The sequence below is a fragment of the Pedobacter miscanthi genome (genome assembly GCF_003315595.1).
Classification (GTDB): Bacteria; Bacteroidota; Bacteroidia; order Sphingobacteriales; family Sphingobacteriaceae; genus Pedobacter; species Pedobacter miscanthi.
Map to the genome: position 1 here is coordinate 305,805 of NZ_QNQU01000001.1, position 23,058 is coordinate 328,862.

Here is a 23,058-nt window from a genome sequence, read left to right on the forward strand (position 1 = left end):
TTCTTAATTTACGCCATGGTTTGTGTCTCCACAAACCATTTATGTTTATTCCGGTTCGTAGAGACACGAACCGGAATATGTTTATTAACCACCCCGTCCTGCGGACATCCCCTCCACGGGAGGGGAATGGCGCATAAAAAAAAGGATTGCTTTTTGGGCAATCCTCTTCGTTGTGTTTAAAATATTTTAAAATATATAACAATAGAATTTGCCTAACGAATTTCGTTATGCCACCACCAATTGTTATTTAAGTTTTTAATTATCATGTTTGTATAAAGCAAATATTGATATAGTTTTTTAATATTCCAAAATCTTTCTAAAAATATATGTCTTTCTTCAAAAGAAAAGTACAGTTTAATGATGATTTGGGGTTCGGATCCAATCCGGTAACCAAAAATCAGCGTATGCTAAATCCCGATGGTTCAGCAAATATAGAACGTACGGGTTTGCCATGGTTTAAGTTTGATGATACCTATACCCGTTTGGTTACCATGAGCTGGACACGGTTTTTCTTCGTTATATTACTTGCCTACCTCGTGGTAAACACCATTTTCGCAGTTTTATATAATTTAATCGGTATCGAAAACCTCGATGGTGCTAAAGGCGTAACCCTGCGCGATCAGTTTTTTGATGCTTTTTTCTTTTCGGCACAAACCATTTCTACAGTAGGTTATGGTCATATTTCACCGCAGGGTTTTATTACCAGCGTATTGGCCGCTTTCGAAAGCATGTTGGGTTTACTGGCATTTGCACTGGCTACAGGATTGCTTTATGGCCGTTTCAGCCGACCTACTTCTAAAGTGAGTTTTAGTAAAAAAATGGTAATTGCACCTTACGAAAACGGTCATGGGTTGATGTGCCGTCTGGTTAATTTACGCCGCAACCAGCTTATCGAAGTGGAGGTCCAGATGGTGATGTCGTACAACGAAACCGTTGATGGTAAACACGTACGGAGATTTTATCCTCTTGCCTTAGAGCGCGATAAAATCGGCATCTTATCTTTAAACTGGACACTGGTGCATGCCATTACCGAAGATAGTCCGTTTTACGAAAAATCGTTAACGGAACTGCAACAGGCGGAGGTCGAAATTTTTGTGATGTTAAAGGCTTTTGACGATACTTTTTCGCAGACCATTCATACCAGAACAAGTTATCAGGACGAAGAAATAGAAATGGACGCTAAGTTTGATAAGATGTATTATCATAACGAAGAGGGCAAAATGGTGATGGATTATAGTAAGCTGGATAAGGTGACGCGGACAGTGTAAATCTTACTTTTTTTATTTTTAAAAGTTCTTTTTGTTTTTTGGAAAGCAGGTTTCTGTGCCAATGGGTTACGGTAGTCCCGCCATACGCTTTATTCCGATGAAAAATCGGAATGCCCGCTACTGTCGGGTTTAGGTAGGTTGAGTAGGTGCAATAAATAAAACCACCCCGCCTTGCAGGCACCCCTCCAAAGGAGGGGAATTAAGAATTGCCCCAAAGTTGTCAACTTTAATAGCAAGGAGGCAAGAAAGTTGACAACTTTTAGGAAGATGTCTTTTGGATAAATTCCACAATATCTTTATACAATTGATTTCCACCAAAAATCATCTGACTGATCATTGGAACATGGCTTTTGCCTTTAATTTCTTTTATTTCGACAGAAACATGGTTCGCTTTAAGTTTTTCGTATAACCTTGGCGTTTGCAATTTAATGGCACCATAAGTTTTACTTCCATAAAAAAGCAGATGCGGATTTTTGATATTATTTACATAATCCAGCGGCGATGCCACTTTCCAAACCGCCGGCTGATCGGTAAAAGTCCTGATGAAATCGAAATAAAAATGGTCTTTTTCGGCTGTGGTTAAATATTCTTGCATATCCAAACCAAAGGGATCGCTCAGGATTACGCCTTTGATTGGGTTTTTAATTTCAGCTTTTTTAAAATATTTAGGGTCAGCATTGATCAGTTCGCCCAGGTGTGCCCCGGCCGAATGCCCCATTACAAAAATCTTTTCCGGACTGGCGGCATAATCGGCAATATGTTCCTGAACCCATTTTACGGCCAAAGCACAATCATCGCCCATTTTTTCATATTGAACATTTGGCGCTAAAGGATAATTGATAATCACAGTAACCACACCTTTCCGCGCGAAATTCCTGCCCAGCCACCAGTACGTTTCCTTTTTGCCACTGCTCCATGAACCACCGTGAATAAAAATTAACACAGGTTTATTTTTAATACTATCGTTTTTATAAAAAATATTCAGCGTATTGGCTTCGTTTGTATTGCCCGCATAATTTATATTTTTTACTTTTTTAACCTGCGCAGAAGAAAGTATGGTTTGAAATAAGAGCATCAATAAAACAAGGGATTTGTACATAAAAAAGGTTTTTCATCTCAGCTTAAATAAACGAAATTGTTGAGGTGGTGGATTTTTATAATTGACTCGTCACCCTGAATTTATTTCAGGGTCTCTATTTATGCAATAATGTATTTGAGGCTCCACCAAACATTCAGATTTGGTATTACAGGTCGAAATGTTCGTCAATTCAGGTTTAAAGGTATTAGAAAAGGAATTAATATTGATAATATTAAATATTTTTTCCCAGCGGCACTGTCTTGCCTCGGCTCACCGCCGCCGAAGGGCTCTTTCTTTTTGCTGTCAAAAAGAAACAAAAAACACCGGCTGAAAATTTTTCTTTGGACGCTAGTGGGGTGGCTAGATGGGTGGAACCCGAAAAATTTGTTAGGCCGGATTTAAGTAAAACGGAGATACAATGCTTCGGCCTAGCTGGTTTGAAACGCATACTCGAAATAATTTGTTCATTATTAACGATATATTTTATTTATACCTTACGCCCAAACCTTCCACCTTTATACCCTCAGTCTTCTACCCTTTTATCAACGGATTCTTCTCTTTAGCAAACAAATCAAATACTTTTTTATCAACAAAAGCCGGGAAAAGTTTATTCATCCAAACGGCTAATTTGCCTTGTCCGGTCATGATGAGAGTGCGTTTACGTTTTTCGATACCATCAGCAATAATACTGGCTACTTCTTCTGACGACATCATTTTGCCTTCGTCCATACTGGTTTCGCCATGCGCAGCGCCATCTTTTGATAAAGCGGTAACACGGATGTTGGAAGCGGTAAAACCCGGACAGGCCAGCAGCACATTTACGCCGGTTTTTAACAATTCGGTACGCAAAGATTCCATAAACCCATTCATCGCAAATTTAGAGGCCGAATAACCTGTTCTGCCCGGTAAACCACGATAACCGGCAATTGATGAAACGCCAACAATGGTTCCTTTGGTTTTTAAAATCTCAGGTAAAGCATATTTGGTACAGTAAACCGTTCCCCAGAAGTTTACATCCATCAGGTTTTTAAGCACCGATAAATCCAGATCGTTAAACAGGGCACGCATTGATAAACCTGCATTGTTTACCAGAATATCAATCTTTTGAAACGAAACTAAAGCTTGTTTAATAATGAGTTCGCAATCGGCTTCGTTACTTACATCGGCCTGAACAGCCACAGCCCGGATGCCATATTTTTTTTCGAGGTCGGCAGTGATTTCGCAAAGGGTTACATATTGACGGGCAGCTAAAACCAGATTGGCGCCACGTTCTGCAAATTCTTCGGCACAGGCTTTTCCAATTCCGCTCGAAGCCCCGGTGATGATGATTACTTTATTTTTCAGGTTCATTTGTAGTAGCAAGATTTCAGTATCGAGTATTAAGGTTTGAGTAGTGAGTATATGGTATCAAGTGTGTAGTAGCAAGTATAGAGTAGCAAGTATAGAGTAGCAAGTATAGGGTAACAAGTATAAAGTAGCAAGTATAAAGTAGCAAGTATAAAGTAGCAAGTATCAAGATATGATGTTGCTAAGGTTAAATTATGATTACTTCATCATTGCGGTTTCGTAAGGTACGCGGGTTACAATCGATCGGCCCAGGGTAATTTCATCGGCATATTCCAGCTCGCCACCAAAGGCAATTCCGCGGGCAATGGTAGTTACCGGCACATTAAATTCTTTTAGCCTTTTGTACAGGTAAAACAAGGTGGTATCGCCCTCCATATTCGGACTTAATGCTAAAATTACTTCTTTAATGCCTCCTGCTGACATCCGCGCAACTAAACCATCGATAAAAAGGTCAGATGGGCCAACGCCATCCATCGGAGAAATTAATCCGCCCAGCACATGGTAAACCCCAAAATATTGTCCGGTGTTTTCAATTGCCATTACATCGCGGGTATCTTCTACCACACAGATGGTTTCTTTATCGCGTTTAACCGAAGTACAGATTTCGCACACGGCATAATCAGAAATGTTATGACAGATGCTGCAATGTTTAATCTGCTGTTTTAACCTGATAAATGTATTGCCAAACTGGTTTACCTCTTCCTGTTCTTTATTTAAAAGATGCAAAACCAAACGTAAAGCCGTTTTCTGCCCTACACCAGGAAGTTTCGAGAATTCGTTTACCGCATCTTCCAGCAGCTTGGATGAAAAATTCATGATACAAAAATAGGTAAAATGGTTCATTGGTTCAATAGTCATTAGTTCATTGGTAACTGCAAAATTGCAAACTGGATATGGTTCATTGGTCAATAGTTTAATGGTTAATAGTCAATAATAACTGAAAATTGGTTTATTGTATATTGATTATTGTGCGATTCGACTGTAAACTTGTAGACTGACGACTTTGGACTAATCTTCGGACTGCGGACTCAAGAATGTTTTCCTACATTTTCCGTCTCCCGACCATTAAGAAATTAAGAACATTAAAACTTTATAGACGGTTGCTACTGATCATTGTATATTGATTACTGGTGATTGATCATTGCATATTGGTGATTGAAAATTGCGTATTGATTATTGGTCATTTTGACTTCGGACTACGGACTGCGGACTTCCGACTCAAGAATATTGCTTGATTTGATAGTTTTCTTTACATTTATCAGCTTAATACGAAACTATGTCTCCAACCATTCTATTGTGTTTCCTGATCGGTTACTTTTTATTGCTGATCATTATTTCATTTGTAACCTCAAAAAACTCATCCGATAATTCGACTTTCTTTGTTGCCAACCGGAATTCTAAATGGTACCTGGTTGCTTTTGGGATGATTGGCACGGCACTTTCGGGAGTTACCTTTATATCCGTTCCGGGAGAAGTTGGCGCACCGAGCGGAAACCAGTTTCAGTATTTTCAGTTTGTGCTGGGTAATGCTGTTGGTTTTATTATCATCGCAACCGTTTTGCTTCCGCTTTACTACCGGATGAACCTTACGTCGATTTACAGTTATATTGAAAGACGATTAGGTCATTACAGCTACAAAACCGCAGCCTCCATTTTTTTACTGAGCCGCACATTGGGATCGGCCACCAGATTATACCTGGTAGTAATTGTTTTACAGCGTTTTATCTTCGATAATTATGGCATTCCGTTCTGGTTAACGGTATTGATCTCTTTGGCGCTGATCTGGTCATACACTTTTAAAGGCGGTTTAAAAACCATTATCATTACGGATACCTTACAAACGTTTTTCCTGGTTTTATCAGTTTTTCTGACGATTTATTTCATCTGTAACAGTTTAAATTTCAACATCCCACAGGCATTCGAAACGGTTAAAAACAGCAGTTATTCCAAAATATTTTTTTTGGATGATTTCCTGACCAACAAATTCTATTTCAGTAAACAGTTTATCGGTGGTATTTTTGTAACCATTGCTATGACGGGTTTAGACCAGGATTTAATGCAAAAAAACCTGAGCATGGGCACCATTAAGGAAGCGCAAAAAAACATGTTTACCTTTACTGGTGTATTTGTAATCTTAAATGTTTTCTTTTTAAGTGTAGGTGCTTTATTATACATTTTTGCTGCAAAAAACGGTATCGATATTCCTTTGGATCACATTACCGGAAAACCGAGAACAGATTTATTGTTCCCCGAAATTGCTTTAAACAACCTTGGTGCGGTTCCGGCGATTATTTTTATGCTGGGCTTAACCGCAGCCACTTTTGCAACAACTGATTCGGCTTTAACGGCTTTAACTACCTCCTTCTGTGTCGATTTTTTAGGTATGGATAAAGCGTCGAATGTAAATGCAAAAGATGCGGTTAAAAAACGTCATACTGTACACGTAGCCTTTTCCATTCTGATGTTTTTAGTGATTATCGTCATTAATGCGCTGAACAGTTCGTCGGTAGTGAGTTTAATTTTTACCATTGCTTCTTACACCTACGGACCGCTTTTAGGGTTATACAGTTTTGGATTATTTGTCAAAAAACGCGGACTTCACGATAAATTAGTGCCGATAGTTTGCTTATTATCACCTTTTTTATGTTACTTGCTTGCAACGAACTCGACCACTTTATTGGGCGGTTACGTTTTTAGTGTTGAACTGATTTTAATCAACGGTTTAATCACATTTATCGGCTTATTGTTCATCAGCAAAAAAACTGATGCACAAACCAAATTTTAATATTAGAATAACAGTATATGACGAGTGAAGAAAAAATTAGAAGTGCTTTCGAAAACAAAGACTGGCAGGAAATTAAAGTAACCGATTCCTGGCAAATTTTTAAAATCATGGCCGAATTTGTTGACGGCTTTGAAAAACTGGCTAAAATTGGCCCATGTGTTACCATTTACGGATCGGCCCGTACACCCCAAACACACAGATATTATCAACTGGCAGAACAATGCGGTAAACTATTAACCGATCGCGGTTATGGTGTAATTACGGGTGGTGGCCCGGGTATTATGGAAGCTGGTAACAAAGGCGCACATACCAATGGCGGTAAATCGGTAGGTTTAAATATCGAGTTGCCTTTTGAGCAGTTCCACAATAAATATATCGATCATAATAAATTACTGGAATTTGATTATTTTTTTGTGCGCAAAGTAATGTTCATGAAATACAGTCAGGGTTTTGTGGTTTTACCAGGTGGTTTTGGTACCATGGACGAACTTTTTGAAGCTTTAACCTTAATCCAGACCGGTAAAATTGCACGTTTCCCGATTGTATTGGTTGGTGTTGATTATTGGGGCGGATTAATCGACTGGATAAAAGGAACGATGCTGCAAAAAGAGCATAATATCCATGAAGAAGACTTAAATCTTTTCAGATTGGTAGATACGGCCGAAGAAGCCGCAGAACATATTTTCCGTTTTTATGATAAGTATGTACTTAAACCGAATTTCTAGGTTGGTTAAATAGTTCATTTGCCATTCGTTTATTAGTATGGTTAATTGTTTATCCTTCCACTACGTTCAGGATTGACAAAAATGGTTAGCTGAAAATTGTAAACTGTAAATTGGTAATTAATTATTGGTCATTCACAAAAAAAGTGCTTATCGAGAATAAGCACTTTTTTTATTGTAACATCTGAAAGAAAGTGTTATCTAAAATAAAACGCAATTAATATGTCGAGATTTATCAACTGGAAAAATGATTGGTTCAGCGGAAATTTTCAGCTCTTTGTGGATGGCGCCCAGCGGGGAATGATCCGTTTCAGTACGTGGAGAAGCGATGCGGAAAGCATGTTTGAAGATAAAAACTACCAGTTTGTAAATGAAGGTTTCTGGCAATCCAGAACAAAGGTAATCGACAGAAAAACAAATGAGGTGGTTGCAATCATCACATATGATAGCTGGAAATCGAAAGCAGTAATCAGTTTAAATACCGGCGAACAGTATGAATGGAAATCGACTGGGATCTGGAAAACACAGTTTACGGTAAGCAATTATAAAGATGCGCACATCATGTACAGCGCTAACAGCAATTCCGGTGCAATATCGTCTGATACAGACAATGAATTGTTAATTGTTGCAGGCTTGTTTATTAAGCAGATTTACAACAAACGCGTTGCAGTACTTATTGCTTGCTTAATACCAGTTATAACGGCTTCGGTTAACCGTCATTAAGATTAATTATAAAATCCTTTTGTGAGATGGAACAGGTATTAAATTGGAGAAAAGGTTTATTTGACAGCAATTATCAGGTCATAAATAACGGGTACTTAAAATTTTCGATGAATTTTGGTTCATGGAAAAATTCTGCCATTGCCACTACACAGGCAGGGATCTACCTGCTAAAAAGTGAAGGTTTTTCGAAACCGGAAACTAAAATTATCGACAATAAGAATACGGTTTTAGCGGTTATTACTTACGATTGGCTGGGCTTTAAAGCCAAAATTGCATTTACATCGGGCGAAACTTTCGATTGGAGCTACCAAAACAGCTGGTTAAGCCGCTGGTCGTTAAATAACCATAAAGACAAACAGATTCTTTTTAATGCGTCGGCCGGAAATGGCTTAATCCATACCAATGTGGATGATGACTTATTGATTTTATCGGGCCTGTTTGTGCGTGAATATTATTCAAGATTGATTTTTGGCGCGATTATTTTTATTTGCTGCTTGCTAAGTTTTAAGGGGATATTTTAATTTATAAACGAACCGTCACCTCGACTGAAGCGCAGCGAAATGGAGAGATTTACCCCAACCCCACTCTAGTCTTAGCGTCTCGCTAAGACCTGTAAAATAAACTTATTTGTATATCGTAGCGAGACGCTACGACTAGAAGATGACGACCGGATTACCCCAAAACCCCACTCTAGTCTTAGCGTTTCGCTAAGACCTGTAAAATAAACTTATTTGTATGTCGTAGCGAGATGCTACGACTAGAAGGGGCTTTTGGTACAGCGGTTATTATGATAGATAGTGATCATTCAGAAAAATATTTAAAGTCCGCTTACGCCACCGCTTACTACGAGTTTCATGGCATCGGCTGCTGTCATGTTTAAATCAGCAACTTTATTTTTTTTTACAATACAAAGCTGACCCGCAAAGGAATACGAAAGTGGAAAATATACGGCCACTTCATCCGGCAGATCGAGTTTATGCAGATCACTCTGGGTTAAAAAGCCGATTTTCTTTAAGCCCCCCTCCACTTCTACCAGCACCGGGTGGTTAAATTTCTTTTCGTCGCCTACAAAAGCTTCTGTTAAATCCTTTATTGATGAATAGATGAAGTTCAGTAAAGGCAGCCTTTGCATCATGCGCTGAAACCAATTATACATGGGTTCGGTTACGAAATTGGTTACAAAGATGCCTGCAGTTAAAATAAGGGCTAAAACCGTCAGTAAACCTAAACCCGGAATGTTACGGCTTTCACCTGTGCGTGGGTTTACGCCTAAAATATTGTTCACATTTAACCAGCTATCAACCGTTGTAACTGCCCAAACCACAATAAAAATACTCACGGCAATGGGTACAACAATTAATAAACCTTTAATCAAATAGTTTAAAACAGCTTTCCCGACTTTATTCATGGTGCAAAATTAGGAAAAATATGGTTAAATGGTTAGGATTGTTATATTGCTTGCTTGCTTGGCTATTAATTGATGATTTCTCATACTTTTCAACTGTATTTTTGCCCGTTTTACCAACAATGAAGCAATAAAACAATTTAACAATCTTTCTTATTCATAAAAATAAACTCTTTTAACCCTTTGCGAGATATTGGTTAGGATTTCATAAGGAATGGTATTAATATCTTTTGCAAGCTGCATAATAGTATGTTCCTGATTAAAAACAATGGCCTCATCGCCAGGTTTTACGTCGATACCCGAAACATCCAGCATGGTCATATCCATGCAAATGGAGCCTATTACGGGCACGAGATGGCCATTAACCAGCATTTTACCCACACCATTACCAAAATACCGCGTGTAGCCGTCAGCATAACCAATTTTTACGGTCGCTATTTTTCCACCGTTCTGCATCATGCCTTTTCTGCTGTAACCTACCGTTTCGCCGGGTTCTAAAGTTTTCACCTGGGTAACGGTTGTTTTAAGTACCATAACCGTTTGCAGGCCACGATTATTAGCCAAAGCCGAATCAAAACCATATAAACCAATACCTAAACGCACCATATCAAATTGAGCTTCGGGCCAGCGCGAAATACCAGAAGTATTGGAAATATGAAGCAATGGCTTGTAGCCTAAAATAGCTACCAGCTGATCGGCTATGATTTTAAATTTATCGATCTGTTGCTGTGTAAATCCATCGTGCTCCGCGGCATCGCTGGCCACTAAATGAGAAAAGATACTCTGCACTTTTACCCTTGCCGAATCTTTTAGCAGGATAGATAAGCTATCAATTTCCGGTCGGTCGAAACCCAAACGGTGCATCCCGCTATCGATCTTAACGTGGATTGGATAATCGAAATCATAATCGGATAATGCATTTAAAAAACTGTTCAGGATTTCTAAGCTGTAAATTTCGGGCTCCAGCCGGTGTTTAATAATGGCTTCAAAAGCAGATTCTTCAGGACTCATCACCATAATCGGGAGTGTAATTCCGGCCTTGCGCAATGCAATACCTTCGTCGGCATAGGCTACCGCCAGGTAATCTACCTTATGGAACTGCAGTAAATTGGCAATTTCGAAACTGCCGCTCCCGTACGAAAAAGCCTTCACCATGGCCATAATTTTGACGCCCGGTTTGACTTTAGAACGATAAAACTGCAGGTTTCCAACCATGGCATTGAGGTCGATTTCTAAAACCGTATCGTGTATTTTCTGTGTGAGCAGTTTACTGATCCGTCCGAATTCGAAACGCCTCGCCCCTTTTACCAATATGGTTTCATGATTAAACTGCAAACCGGGAAAAGCTTCCACAAAAGCATTGGTATCGTCGAAAAATTGTGTTTCAAATTTAAAAAGATCAGCGTAGCGTGAAATGTGCGTTCCGATACCAATCAGGCGGCTTACTTTTTTTTGAGCAAGCAGTTCCGCTATTTCGGTATACAGATCCAGGTCATCTCTACCGGTTTCGAATAATTCGGAAAGAATTACCGTCTTTTTGGGGTGCTGGTTCTGTTGGTTTAAAAAATCGAGCGCAATGGCCAGAGAAGAGATATCGGCACTATAAGAATCGTCGATAATGGAGCACTGGTTGATGCCATTTTTCAATTCCAGGCGCATGCTTACATGGCTTAACTTCTCTAAACGCAAATCTGCCTGCTCAGGTGTATAACCCAGGGCCAATAAAGTTGCCCAGCAGATCATTCCATTTTCTATCGAGGCTTTATCTTTAAAAGGCAACATACACTCTATTTCTGTGTTCTGATAAATCGCCCTTAAATAGCAATTGCCTTCTATAGGCTCAACAGTGGTGATCTGCAGGTCGGCTACCTGTTTACTGCTCCAGCTAAACTTTTGCTTTCCCGGTAAATCTTTTGTACTTACCTCCGTCACATATTCGGGTGAGTAAATGAATAAATCTGAAGCTGCAAAAAGTTTCAGTTTTTCGGTGAGCTTTTCCTTTTTAGAACTGAAACCTTCGGCATGCGCTTCGCCGATATTGGTTAAAATTCCGATTTCAGGCCGGATAATTTCGGCCAGGTGCTGCATTTCGTTCACTGCAGAAATACCGGCTTCAAAAATCCCCAATGTATCATCTGCTTCAATCTGCCAGACAGAAAGCGGCACGCCAATCTGCGAATTATAACTTTTCGGACTTTTTACAATACTAAAATCTGCAGCCAAAAGCTGATAAAGCCATTCTTTTACAATGGTTTTGCCATTACTTCCGGTAATACCTATGGTTTTTAGATCAAATTGCTTCCGGTGGTAAATGGCAAGTTGTTGCAAGGCAGCTAAAGCATCATCAACGAGTAAAAAATTACAATCAGGATATTGATTAACGTATTTAGCATCTGTAATTACAAAATTCCGGATATCTTTTGCATAAGCATCTTTAATAAATTCATGTCCATCGCGGTGCGATGACAGGGCAAAAAAGACCGAATGCTCCGGCACTAAAACCGAACGACTATCAATCACCAAATAGTGAATAATCACCTCTCCATCAACCCATTTGGTATCGGCATTTAAAATTTCGGCTATTTTGGCTAGGGTATAAATCGGGTTTTGCATGCTATTATATTCAGAAAAATACGGTAATCGCTTTTATTTTTACGAATTTCAGTAATTAATTATGAAAAGCGGTAAACAAGAGACAGTAATATTAGATAAAAAACAAGCTTTGGCCAAAGCGGAAAGTTTTTGCGTTTATCAGGAGCGTTCGCAAAAGGAAGTTCGCTACAAACTGGTAGAATGGGGCATGCGTGGGGATGAGCTGGAAGAAATTATCACCGACCTGATCATTAACAATTTTTTGAATGAAGAACGCTTTGCTAAAAGCTATGCGTCGGGCAAGTTTAACATTAAACATTGGGGCAGGGTTAAAATTAAACAGGGTTTAAAATTGAAAGGCGTACCCGATAAAATTTTGCAAAAGGCAATTTATAGCATCGACGAGGATGATTATTTGCAAACGATAGAAAAACTGGCGGTTAAAAAAGCAGAAAGTTTAGGCGAAAATGATTCGTTTAAAAGAAAAAATAAGCTGATGAGCTACCTTCAGGCAAAAGGTTTCGAAACTGATTTAATTTTACTTGCCCTGAAAGCCAGCAATTTAAATTAAATATTAAATTTTTAACAAGAAATTCCTTGACAGATATAGAAATCTGCCTATATTTGCATCACCAAAACGAAACAACAACATCAGTTTTGTAAATGCGAAAGTAGCTCAGTTGGTAGAGCACGACCTTGCCAAGGTCGGGGTCGCGAGTTCGAATCTCGTCTTTCGCTCCAAATAAATGCCTTCCTACAGAAGGCATTTATTTTAAAGTTAACCAAGCTGGTGGAGACCGGCAGCGGCTAATGCTCGGGTGGTGGAACTGGTAGACACGCAGGACTTAAAATCCTGTGCTTTCAAAGGCGTGCGGGTTCGATTCCCGCCCCGAGTACATCAAAAAAATCGAACTAAAACCTTTCAGAAATGAAAGGTTTTTTTGTTTGTGGTCCTCTCAATTTCTCATCCAGCTATTGTATATAAGGGTTTGCAGTTTGCTGGCTCCGGGCAAGGGCATAATGTCAAAACTTTTCGTTCGCCACTTATTCAAAATCAGCGTTAAGTCCTGCTCTGTTCCATTTCGCTTAATTCTGATTACAATCTGATCACCTTCTCTTTTATCAGGTATCGGGCCTTTAATCCCGGGCAAAGTAGCTTCATTTCCATCAATGCGCAAGATCTGATCATTTGGCTGGATGCCGGCTTTCCACGCAGGCGATTGCCAGCTTACTTCTCTTACTATAATGGAATTACCGTTTATGCCTGCCGAGATGCCCAGGTTGTTGCCGATAACCCAATGGCTAGCGGTATCAATGGCCAGTCCGGCATAAGAAAAATATTTGGCATAGTTTGGCTCCACGGTAGTATTGGCATAAGAAAACAGTTCATCAAGAGTTACACCTGCTATCTGTTCAGCCTCTTTTTTAAATTCATCAGCAGTAAAACCCCTGTTTTTCTCCTTGTAATATTTGCGGTAAAGTGATCGCATCAGATCATCCAATGAGCGTTGGTTTCCTGTTTCGTTTCTTATCTTTAAATCCAGCATGATTGCCAATGCACAACCTTTATCATACACCGAAATTGTTTTATTCAGCTCATCTGCATTGCGGCTGTTCGGATTACCTTCCATCTCCCATATCGCACGGCTGGCGGCCGCAGCAGACTGATGCAAATGCCCCTCCTTATTTTCGTAGTTTTTAATGCATTCTTTAAAATTATCCAGCACCTGCTGTGCGCTCATCAATCCAGCGGCCCGCGTAATAATATTCTCATAATACACTGTAAAACCTTCTGATACCCAAAGCAGATCAGTATAGTTCTCTTTACTATAGTCAAAAGGCCCCAGTTCGATCGGCCGGATGCGCTTTACATTATAGGTGTGGAAATATTCATGTGCCAGGAAATTATAAAAATGCAACCTGTTTTTTGTTGTGAGCAGGTTTTTGTTCCCAATGATGAGCGAGGCAGAATTAAGATGTTCGATACCGCCAAAACTTCCGCTCTGCGGCACTCCAACGGCCAAAAATGTGTAAGATTTATAGGGTATATCCCCAATAATCCGGCTTCCGCTCTCAAAAATCTTTTTCAGATCGACTGTAAGCTGAGTCCGGTCGAGATCCCCCAGGTTATAGCCTATAAACTGATGTGGAATACCTTTAACCATTATTGCAGGCAAAGTCTCCAGGTGGCCCATCAGTAGCGGACTGTCATACAATTCATCGAAATTAACAGCAGAAAACACATTTTTCTTCCCGGGCAGCTCATTTAATCCCATAGCAACAAACTGAGGCCAAAGCTTATAGGGTTTCACTGTTAGGGTTACCGGAAATGGTAAAGCCTGCTGGGTATACAACAACAGGGCACCAGGTATAATGTAGCCATAATCTTCGGTAAGGTTAATATCTGCAATAAACGGATCTTCAGCTTTAACGTCATAACTTATATGGATATCCTGCTTTTTTGCAATTACCTGCCAGCTTCTGCGATCAGTATGTTCCCACTTTAAGGGTTTATTTGCGGCACCTGTTACGCTGAAATTACTTACTGCACTGGCATAATCCTTAATGGAATAAAACCCGGGGGTCCAAACGGGCATCTGAAAATTTACCGTATCGGCTTGCACAGCTTTACAATTAAGTTCTACATGGTATAGATGTTTAGCCACCTCAGGCACGGAAATGACAAAACTCATTTTAGATTGTGCAAATAAACCAGAAGGGTTTAAAGCAATAAGAACCAGTACAAATAAAGCGTACACATTGGTTTTTGCTTTCAAATGGTAAGATTTTTTCATCATCATTAATTATACTTTTTATATAAATTAAGAGGTACCTCAGAAACGGTAAAAAACGATGGGTACCAATAATACACCTGTGGCAATAACATATAAACCTAAAACTGCCTACTATTGTAGCAGCTAAAAGCGGAAATTGTTCTTCAAAAGGACCAGGAAAACCTACTCCGGCAAATTAATTTTCAACCGGTAATTTAAAATAAAACAGCGATCCTTTGTCTGGTTCACTTTCCAGGTTGATATGCCCGCCGTGCCGGTTGATGATTTCGGAACAAAGATAAAGTCCGATGCCAAAACCCTGAAAACCCCTGTGTGCCGAATCTGTACGGTAGAAACGTTTAAATACGTGTTGCTGATCTTCATTTTTGATCCCGATGCCATAATCACGTATACCAACGGTTAACATGTTACCGTCTGTTTCAGTAAAAACATCAATTTGTGGTGCTTCGGGTGCATATTTCACCGCATTTACCAATAAGTTTGTAATCACCTGCCCTATCTTGTCCCTGTCTGCGGATAATTTTAAATTTCCTTTTCCACCATAACTGATCTGGTGTTTTGAAGCGGTAGACTGTACATCTAATATTGTTTCATTTATCAGTTCATTAAGATCGAAATGTTCGGGTTTAAGATATAACATACCTTCATCGAGTTTGCTCACATCTAAAAGATCATCAACGAGTTTCGACATTTTTATTACCTGATGCCTTGCCCGATCGGCAACATGGGTTAACGATTCTTCCTGCAATTTCCGGGCTTTCATTTCGATTACCTGAACATAACCCGAAAGTGCGGTTAAGGGCGTTTTAAGTTCGTGTGTGGCCACAGCTACAAAATCGCGCATGTGTTGTTCGTTATGCCTCCTAATACGGTTAATCTTGATCTGCGCCCTTACTTTGCTCAACAACTCCTGACCAGAAAATGGTTTCACCAGGTAATCATCTGCGCCAGCCTCCAGGCCATCAATCCGCGATTCTTCTCCGGCCCTGGCTGAAAGAAAAATCAAAGGGATCCAGTGCTTTTCTTCCTTTTCGCGGAGTTTGGCCAAAAGGGCCTTACCATCCATTACAGGCATCATAATATCACTTAATATTAAATCAGGACTCAATGACATAAGCTGCTCAAGAGCATCGGCACCATTTACTGCCGTATAAACCGTAAATTCAGGTTGGAGCAGGCGTTTAAGATAGTCGCGCATATCGGCATTATCATCAACCAGCAAAACCTTGCCTTCTTCTTCACCCTGATATACATTTTCGGGTTCCTCTTTTGGAGATGCCGCGTTAGCATATTCGTTACCCAGTAAACCTGAAGCCTCCTGTAAAAAAGATTCGCGGAGGTTGCTGGCACTGGCCTGATAATCTTTATCGTATACCAACTCTTGCGGAAGGTGTGCACTGCCCAATGGCATCATTATAGTAAATTTTGAACCTTCGCCTAAAGTACTTTCTACCTTAATTTCGCCGCCGTGCAGGTGAACAAGTTCGCTCACCAGCGAAAGCCCGATTCCAGAACCTTCGTGGGTACGGCCTGCAGAATTTTCAACACGGTGAAAACGCTCGAACATGTGCGGAAGTTCTTCTTCGGGGATACCAACGCCAGTATCGATTACGGCCAGTTCTACCATATTACCCAATACTTCAAGCTTCAGGATAATACTTCCCTGCAGTGTGTATTTAAAGGCATTGGATAATAAATTGAGGACGATTTTTTCCCACATCTGTATATCTACATAAGCTTCCAGTTCGGTTGCCGGGGTTTCAACAATCAGTTCCATTCCGGCCTTTTCGATAATTGAACGGAAACTACTTGCTAAATCGGCCGTAAACCCAGCAAGATCAAGTGGCTGATAAGCAACTTTTACACGGCCAGCCTCCACACGGCTAAAATCGAGCAGGTTATTAACCAGTTTAAGGAGCCTTAATGCATTACGATGGGTAGCCAGAACCGTTTCCCTTACCTGAGGGTCTTTCATAATGGCATGACGCTGCAGATCTTCCAACGGACCTAACATTAAAGTGAGCGGTGTACGAAACTCGTGACTAACATTGCTAAAAAAAGCAGTTTTAGATCGGTCGATAGCAGCTAATGCCTGCGCCCTTTTTTGCTCCTGCTCATAAGCATAAACATTAGAAACTGCGGTACTAAACGTATTGGCCAATAGCGTATAAAAGCCTAAATATTCCTCGTCCATGGCCCTACGCGCACTAACCCCTGCAACAATGTAACCAAAAGGGCTATCTTTACCCGATAGAAATACAGGCAGGATAACTGCGCTAGCTGGTTTTTCGGGATAAGGTTTACAGGCGAAATCGCCAAAACGCTCGTTAAGATCATCAATAACCAGGGGAGCAGACTGAACTTCGGAGAAAGGCCATTTACTATCGCGATCTGAAAGATTAATTTCATTAACTGCAAGATGGCTGGCATTTTCGACACCTGCAGCACTTAACAATGCTGCATTTTCTCCCTCTGGAGATAATATATAAAAAAGCAAAAAGGGCAGATCGTTTACAAAATCGTTATGATGCTGGGTAGTGAGTAAACCTATATCTTCGATGGTTTTGGCTTTTCCCAACAGTGCAGCAACATCGCGGAGCACCTGTGTTCTTCTGGCACTCAGCATTTTATCGGTAGTTTCGGTTATCGGGTGAAAAATCCCCCCAACTCCACCGGTCTCATCCCGTATGGGTGCAAAAGAAAAAGTCATAAAGGCTTCTTCCAGGTATCCGTACCTAAAAAGGAACATCTGCTGGTCTTTAATATAAGTACCCTCTCCCATTTGTCCCTGGGTAAATTTATCGCCAACTACTTCCAGTGCCGATTCCCAGCACACACGAAAATTCATGCCCATCGATTCGGGATGCATGGCGCCGCAAATAGGCCTGTAAGCATCATTATAAATCTGGATAGTTTCAGGGCCCCAGGCAATTAATATGGGAAATGTTGAGGAAAGACAAAGGCTTACCGAAGTACGGAGACTTTGAGGCCAGTTTTCTACAGGGCCTAAAGGGTTTTTAGACCAGTCCATAGATCGTATAAGCGCGCCCATTTCGCCACCACCTAATAAAAACTGTTCATTCGATAAGGTTTGACTATCCATTTTTTAATGATCCTTTTAGAGGAGCTAAAGATAGAATAAAATGATAAGAGTAAAATCAGGGCTCATGGCATAGCCTTTAAATTTGAATAGAAAAAGAGAATTATTCCATTTAGTGCTGATTTTTGTTAAACTTAATGCCAACTGGTTTCAATTTAACTTACAAATACCATTAACTTTTCCAGACTTAGCTATTTTTGATCTTTATCAAAATTATCCTTACAGACTGATAAAAGCATTATTTTAAAATTAATTTAAATTTATCTTCCTCATTTTTAACCAATAATCAACCCAACACCATTTTTTTATTTTATTTTTTTGCATTGAAAAGTTTAATTTCTATATTTGCAACCCCAAAGGAACACAGCGAATGTGTAAATTTTGCGAAAGTAGCTCAGTTGGTAGAGCACGACCTTGCCAAGGTCGGGGTCGCGAGTTCGAATCTCGTCTTTCGCTCCAAAATGCCTTCCTACCAGAAGGCATTTTAGTTTAAGTTAACCAAGCCGGTGGAAATCGGCAACGGCTAATGCTCGGGTGGTGGAACTGGTAGACACGCAGGACTTAAAATCCTGTGCTTTCAAAGGCGTGCGGGTTCGATTCCCGCCCCGAGTACAACAAAAATCGAACGAAAAAGCCATCAGAAATGATGGCTTTTTGTTATAATCGAATTCTTTTTTAGTATATTTATAACAGAAATTAAGCACCCACATTGCCCGTTTTCACATCTCCTGCCCTTTTATAACTTACAATAATTACTCCGCTTGGTGTAACTATGCTTTCTGTTAAGGCAAGTGCTGCTGGAATAGCGCCGTTTTCGAAAAGCTTTTTTCCTTTTCCCAATGTTAAGGGATAAATTTTTAGCCGAAGTTCATCTACCAAGTCATTTTTGAGCAAAAGCTGAATCAGTTCGCTGCTGCCCCAAACCTGAATATCGCCACCATCTGTATTTTTAAGCTTTTCGATATCTGCCACACTTTTAAGGAAACTGGTATTTTTCCAATCAGATTTATCCCTGGTTTCGGATAAGATATATTTGGCTCCATCATTAATTCCGGGCCAAAAATCGGCATGCTGTGGCCAGTAAGATTCAAAAATTTCAAATGTTTTTCTACCCAAAAGGTACTCAGCAGGCTTAAGCTCTTCTTCTATAACCTTGCCAAAAACTTCGTCGCCGTAAGATGCCGTCCAGCCGCCATATTCAAACCCTCCTGATCTATCTTCATCAGGTCCGCCCGGCGCCTGCATCACCCCATCTAACGTAATCATGCTTAAAACAGTTATCTTTCTCATATCGTAATAATTTATAGTTTAACTTAATTGCTGTTTTTATGGCTATCAAAACTTATTTCAAAAAACCATCAACATAACTTAAAAGTGTTTTGGTTTGCATCATCAAACTCACATGCCCCTGACCCGGAACAATGGCCAATTGCGATTTCGGCATCACTCCAAAATCGGCAACTTTCCCACCACCCAATAACTGATAGGTTTTCGCCAGTTCAATTTTATCAAGGCCGTCGTTATCACCTGCTATAATCAATACCGGCGCAGTAATTTTAGCAACATTAGCTTCGCCTAAATCAAATGGCTCTCCCGCTGATGCCATCATTTGCTTCAAAAATGGAATCCATTTTGTTTTATCAGGTGCAACAGCATCATAAGCGGCTTTCATAGGGCTGTTTTCAAAAAGTTCGGGTTTCATGTTTTTAAATGCATTGTTTATTTCGGGTAGCCAGCCGGTACTTTTATAGGTTGAAGAAATGATTACCAGCTTACTCAAACGTTTAGGATTCTGTATGGCAAACTCGTAAGCAATGGCGCCACCAAAACTATAACCCAACACGTCGGCACTATCAACTTTCAGGTAATCCATCACCCCCACTACATCTTTTGCTAAAGTGGCATGCGATAGTTTCCTATCTGAATAAGGCGTATGCCCGTGTCCCTGCAATTCTACTGCAATTACTTTTCTGGTTTTAGCCAGTTCAGGGATTAACTCACCCCAGTTTGTACCAATGGTCATAAAAGCACCATGCAGTAAAACAAGAGGTTTACCCTCGCCGTATACTTCGTAATAAACTTTTGTACCATTAACCGGTGCGTAACCGCTGTTAGAAGGTTTAATTTGTGCATTAGACTGCGACGCACCGAATAGAATCATTACAATAAAAAGTATTGATTTGAGGGAATTTCTGGTGTTAAATAAGCTTTTCATATTGTTTTTAAGTTTAAATCTTGTTTTGACAATACAAATATGGAGCGCATTTCAGAATTTGATCGCGTGGGGAAACGACAACTTAGGGGGCAAATTCCGACAGTAATAATTTAAATTCAAGCAAAGGGTAATGCTTGGAAGGTTAAAAATACTCAACAAACTGACCACTAAGGAGTTTTAAAAAAAATTACGATCATTCTCTTTCAAAAAACAAAGACAATTTTATATTTTTAATACAATTTTATCTATAAAACCAAACTATGAAAAACATCACCCCATTTAAAATTGAAGTCGATCAGACCGTACTCAACGATCTGCAGAACCGCCTACAGCACACCCGATGGCCTGATGAGCCTGAAGGAGCAGATTGGAATTATGGCACTAATCCAACTTATTTAAAGGAATTAGTTACTTACTGGCAAAAAGATTACGACTGGCGTAAACATGAATCGGAACTGAATACATTACCCCACTTTAAAGCTGAAATTGATGGCATCAACATTCATTTCATCCACGTTAAAGGCAAAGGCCAAAATCCTAAACCACTTTTGCTTACGCATGGATGGCCCGATAGTTTTTACCGTTTTTATAAGGTAATTCCTTTATTAACCGATCCGGAAAGTGCAGGTGGCAATAGCGAACAATCTTTCGACCTGATTATACCTTCGCTGCCTGGCTTTGGTTTTTCAGATCGTGTAGCGCTCAATACCGATCAGGTGGCAGTTTTATGGGCAAAACTGATGAAAATTTTAGGTTACGATCAATATTATGCTGCCGGTGGTGATATTGGCGCCATTGTGACCAAATCGCTGGCTAACCAGCAGCCCGATCGTGTTATCGCCATCCACCTCACTGATGTAGGTTATCCTAACGGACAGGAAGACTGGGCAAACATGTCGGCAGCAGAGCAGGAATTTGGCCAGTTTATACAACAATGGTGGTACACTGAGGGTGCATACAACATGATCCAGTCTACAAAACCGCAAACATTAGGCTACGGACTTAACGATTCGCCCGCAGGGCTTGCGGCGTGGATAATTGAAAAATTTAACAGCTGGAGCGATACCCATGGTAATATCGAAAATAGTTTTACCAAAGATGAACTGCTTACCAATATCATGATTTACTGGGTAAGCCAAACTATTAATACGTCTATCAGAACTTACCTCGAAAATGCCAGGGCAGGATGGTCTGGCGAGCCATCTCCTTCAGCCGAATATGTGAAAACGCCTTCTGCAGTAAGTATATTCCCCGCCGAAGCACCTGTACCGATAGAATGGGCCAAACGTATGGTGAATGTTAAACGTTTTAACAAAATGGAAAAAGGCGGGCATTTCGCTGCATTGGAAGTGCCCGATACCTGGGTGAATGAGTTACGGAGCTTTTTTTATAGTTTATAAGTCCTGAATATTTTCGAGAATAAAAGCCCGGTGCTTCAGGCAGCATACACCGGGTTTTATAAACATAATCTTTACATCCTGGCTCTGCTTTCTGCAAAAATCTTCCTTCGATATTCCGATCACAAATAATGATAGCATAAATCTCTTTAAATCATTTTGAACGATTAAATTTCATACCTAGTTTTGATTATAAATATCAATTTTTAAAAAATGGAACAAAAACTGCCCTTACCGCCATTTACCCACGAAACCGCGTTGCAAAAAGTACAAATGGCCGAAGATGCCTGGAACAGCCGCGATCCGGAAAGGGTATGCCTGGCTTACACCATCGATACAGAGTGGCGCAACCGCACTGATTTTATCAATGGCCGTGAAGAAGTGAAAACATTTTTAACCCGCAAATGGGAAAAAGAACTGGATTATAAACTCAAAAAAGAGCTTTGGACTTTTGCCGGAAACCGCATTGCAGTAAGGTTTGAGTATGAATGGCATAATGCCGACGGCCAATGGCACCGTAGTTATGGAAACGAACTTTGGGAATTTGACGAAAATGGTTTGATGCAGAAAAGGTTTGCAAGCATTAACGACATGCAGATTGAAGAGAAAGACAGATATTTATAATTGGTTCATTAGCCATTATTGATCGGTAAAACAAACTGATTAATTGTACAAATGGGTTAATCGATGCCAAAGGTTAATCGCTTATCGCTCTCCACTAAACTAATTAATTACCACCGTTTGGTCATTGATTATTGGTATTCAAATACTTTTTACAAAACGGAAAATCCTTTTCTCTATATGCTCCAGCGGCTAATTTATCGACATTAGCGGTTTCAATTTTAGCAGGTATGTAACTGTCTAAATCTCTATGATCCATATCGTCGTTCATAAGTACATAAGGAGAAAACGGTATACCAGTATCAAAAGGCCGGTTTTCTTCATCATGGCAGATTAAAACCTGGTTAATTTAAGTAAGGAGCGCGGCCAAAAAATATAAATTAGGGCGAATGGCAACTCTTGATATTTAATATTTTATAAACAAAATTTAACCCTTCAAACTAAATCCATTTAGATGGATTATTCGTTTATTTACATATTAAAAAACACAAAATGAAAATATTAATGGCACTATCATTCCTGCTTGGTTTTGGCTTTTATGCCAACAGTCAGGAAACAAAAACGCAGGTAAAAAACCCATATTATTCGCGTACTGATACAAAAAAGCTGAATGTTAAAAATTCGGAGTGGAAAAAGATTTTATCACCGGCCCTTTATGCAGTTGCACGCGAAGCCAATACCGAAAGGGCTTTTACAGGCAAACTATGGAATGCCAACCAAAAAGGGACTTATTATTGTGCTGTTTGTGGCAACGCATTGTTTAAGTCAGACGCAAAATTTGCAAGCGAATGTGGCTGGCCGAGTTTTTTTGAAACCTTCCGTAAGGGAAGCACCATTTACAAAACAGATAACAGTTTGGGAATGGAACGTATAGAGGTAGAATGTGGCCGTTGTAATTCGCACCTGGGCCATATTTTCGACGACGGGCCCGCACCTACGCACAAACGTTATTGCATGAATTCGATATCTCTGGATTTTGAACCGGATGGTTTTGGAAAGTAAAAAGTCAG

Annotated in this window: 18 protein-coding genes and 4 tRNA genes; 13 read left to right on the forward strand and 9 right to left on the reverse strand. The window is 40.0% G+C overall.

The window, feature by feature from the left end:
- The first annotated feature begins 326 nt into the window (after positions 1–326).
- Positions 327–1,268 (forward strand): ion channel, encoded by a 942-nt coding sequence (locus DRW42_RS01370; RefSeq protein WP_113947024.1) that lies wholly within the window; start codon positions 327–329, stop codon positions 1,266–1,268.
- 259 nt (positions 1,269–1,527) lie between these two features.
- Here DRW42_RS01370 and DRW42_RS01375 read toward each other — a convergent pair whose 3' ends face one another.
- The 3 genes from DRW42_RS01375 to recR all read right to left on the reverse strand — a co-directional run bounded on the left by DRW42_RS01375 (position 1,528) and on the right by recR (position 4,509).
- Complete coding sequence (locus DRW42_RS01375) at positions 1,528–2,367, reverse strand: alpha/beta hydrolase (RefSeq protein WP_113947025.1); 840 nt, start codon at positions 2,365–2,367, stop codon at positions 1,528–1,530.
- A gap of 510 nt (positions 2,368–2,877) precedes the next feature.
- Positions 2,878–3,696 (reverse strand): SDR family oxidoreductase, encoded by an 819-nt coding sequence (locus DRW42_RS01385; protein ID WP_113947027.1) that lies wholly within the window; start codon positions 3,694–3,696, stop codon positions 2,878–2,880.
- A gap of 195 nt (positions 3,697–3,891) precedes the next feature.
- Positions 3,892–4,509 (reverse strand): recombination mediator RecR, encoded by a 618-nt coding sequence (gene recR, locus DRW42_RS01390; RefSeq protein ID WP_113947190.1) that lies wholly within the window; start codon positions 4,507–4,509, stop codon positions 3,892–3,894.
- A 460-nt stretch (positions 4,510–4,969) separates the two neighbouring features.
- On the opposite strand from recR, the gene DRW42_RS01395 reads away from it, so the two are divergent.
- The 4 genes from DRW42_RS01395 (at position 4,970) to DRW42_RS01410 (ending at position 8,444) form a co-directional block, all read left to right on the forward strand.
- Positions 4,970–6,478 carry a sodium:solute symporter gene (locus DRW42_RS01395; protein ID WP_113947028.1) on the forward strand — a complete coding sequence of 503 codons (1,509 nt, stop codon included), beginning with the start codon at positions 4,970–4,972 and terminating at the stop codon, positions 6,476–6,478.
- Positions 6,479–6,495: 17 nt separating this feature from the next.
- Entirely contained in the window at positions 6,496–7,203 is a 708-nt protein-coding gene (locus tag DRW42_RS01400; RefSeq protein WP_113947029.1) for an LOG family protein, read from the forward strand.
- Between the two features lie 219 nt (positions 7,204–7,422).
- Positions 7,423–7,923: a hypothetical protein gene (locus tag DRW42_RS01405; protein WP_113947030.1), complete on the forward strand. Its 501-nt coding sequence runs from the start codon at positions 7,423–7,425 to the stop codon at positions 7,921–7,923.
- Positions 7,924–7,949: 26 nt separating this feature from the next.
- Positions 7,950–8,444: a hypothetical protein gene (locus DRW42_RS01410; protein WP_113947031.1), complete on the forward strand. Its 495-nt coding sequence runs from the start codon at positions 7,950–7,952 to the stop codon at positions 8,442–8,444.
- 296 nt (positions 8,445–8,740) lie between these two features.
- Here the strand turns inward: DRW42_RS01410 and DRW42_RS01415 are convergent, their stop codons facing one another.
- Together DRW42_RS01415 and DRW42_RS01420 are read right to left on the reverse strand one after the other, a co-directional pair.
- On the reverse strand, positions 8,741–9,331 hold the full coding sequence (locus DRW42_RS01415) for a DUF502 domain-containing protein (RefSeq protein WP_113947032.1): 591 nt from the start codon (positions 9,329–9,331) through the stop codon (positions 8,741–8,743).
- Between the two features lie 150 nt (positions 9,332–9,481).
- Entirely contained in the window at positions 9,482–11,941 is a 2,460-nt protein-coding gene (locus DRW42_RS01420; protein ID WP_113947033.1) for a bifunctional UDP-N-acetylmuramoyl-tripeptide:D-alanyl-D-alanine ligase/alanine racemase, read from the reverse strand.
- Positions 11,942–12,002: 61 nt separating this feature from the next.
- Here DRW42_RS01420 and DRW42_RS01425 point away from each other — a divergent pair, with 61 nt between their 5' ends.
- From DRW42_RS01425 to DRW42_RS01435, 3 genes are all read left to right on the forward strand, one after another.
- Positions 12,003–12,491 (forward strand): regulatory protein RecX, encoded by a 489-nt coding sequence (locus tag DRW42_RS01425; protein WP_113947034.1) that lies wholly within the window; start codon positions 12,003–12,005, stop codon positions 12,489–12,491.
- Between the two features lie 94 nt (positions 12,492–12,585).
- Positions 12,586–12,661 (forward strand) — tRNA-Gly (locus DRW42_RS01430).
- A 71-nt stretch (positions 12,662–12,732) separates the two neighbouring features.
- A tRNA-Leu gene (locus DRW42_RS01435) sits at positions 12,733–12,816 on the forward strand.
- A 60-nt stretch (positions 12,817–12,876) separates the two neighbouring features.
- Here the strand turns inward: DRW42_RS01435 and DRW42_RS01440 are convergent.
- Together DRW42_RS01440 and DRW42_RS01445 are read right to left on the reverse strand one after the other, a co-directional pair.
- Entirely contained in the window at positions 12,877–14,721 is a 1,845-nt protein-coding gene (locus tag DRW42_RS01440) for a M61 family metallopeptidase (protein ID WP_113947035.1), read from the reverse strand.
- Between the two features lie 169 nt (positions 14,722–14,890).
- On the reverse strand, positions 14,891–17,818 hold the full coding sequence (locus tag DRW42_RS01445; protein ID WP_208643469.1) for a sensor histidine kinase: 2,928 nt from the start codon (positions 17,816–17,818) through the stop codon (positions 14,891–14,893).
- 380 nt (positions 17,819–18,198) lie between these two features.
- Here DRW42_RS01445 and DRW42_RS01450 point away from each other — a divergent pair.
- Together DRW42_RS01450 and DRW42_RS01455 are read left to right on the forward strand one after the other, a co-directional pair.
- A tRNA-Gly gene (locus DRW42_RS01450) sits at positions 18,199–18,274 on the forward strand.
- Between the two features lie 69 nt (positions 18,275–18,343).
- Positions 18,344–18,427 (forward strand) — tRNA-Leu (locus DRW42_RS01455).
- A gap of 84 nt (positions 18,428–18,511) precedes the next feature.
- Here DRW42_RS01455 and DRW42_RS01460 read toward each other — a convergent pair.
- Positions 18,512–19,105 (reverse strand): dihydrofolate reductase family protein, encoded by a 594-nt coding sequence (locus DRW42_RS01460; RefSeq protein WP_113947036.1) that lies wholly within the window; start codon positions 19,103–19,105, stop codon positions 18,512–18,514.
- Positions 19,106–19,157: 52 nt separating this feature from the next.
- Positions 19,158–20,030, reverse strand: a complete 873-nt coding sequence (locus tag DRW42_RS01465; RefSeq protein ID WP_113947037.1) for an alpha/beta fold hydrolase — start codon at positions 20,028–20,030, stop codon at positions 19,158–19,160.
- Between the two features lie 260 nt (positions 20,031–20,290).
- Between DRW42_RS01465 and DRW42_RS01470 the strand changes: the two genes are divergently transcribed.
- The 3 genes from DRW42_RS01470 (at position 20,291) to msrB (ending at position 23,050) form a co-directional block, all read left to right on the forward strand.
- Positions 20,291–21,430 (forward strand): epoxide hydrolase family protein, encoded by a 1,140-nt coding sequence (locus DRW42_RS01470; RefSeq protein WP_113947038.1) that lies wholly within the window; start codon positions 20,291–20,293, stop codon positions 21,428–21,430.
- A 210-nt stretch (positions 21,431–21,640) separates the two neighbouring features.
- On the forward strand, positions 21,641–22,051 hold the full coding sequence (locus DRW42_RS01475) for a nuclear transport factor 2 family protein (protein ID WP_113947039.1): 411 nt from the start codon (positions 21,641–21,643) through the stop codon (positions 22,049–22,051).
- Positions 22,052–22,540: 489 nt separating this feature from the next.
- Complete coding sequence (msrB, locus tag DRW42_RS01480) at positions 22,541–23,050, forward strand: peptide-methionine (R)-S-oxide reductase MsrB (protein ID WP_113947040.1); 510 nt, start codon at positions 22,541–22,543, stop codon at positions 23,048–23,050.
- Positions 23,051–23,058: the final 8 nt, after the last annotated feature.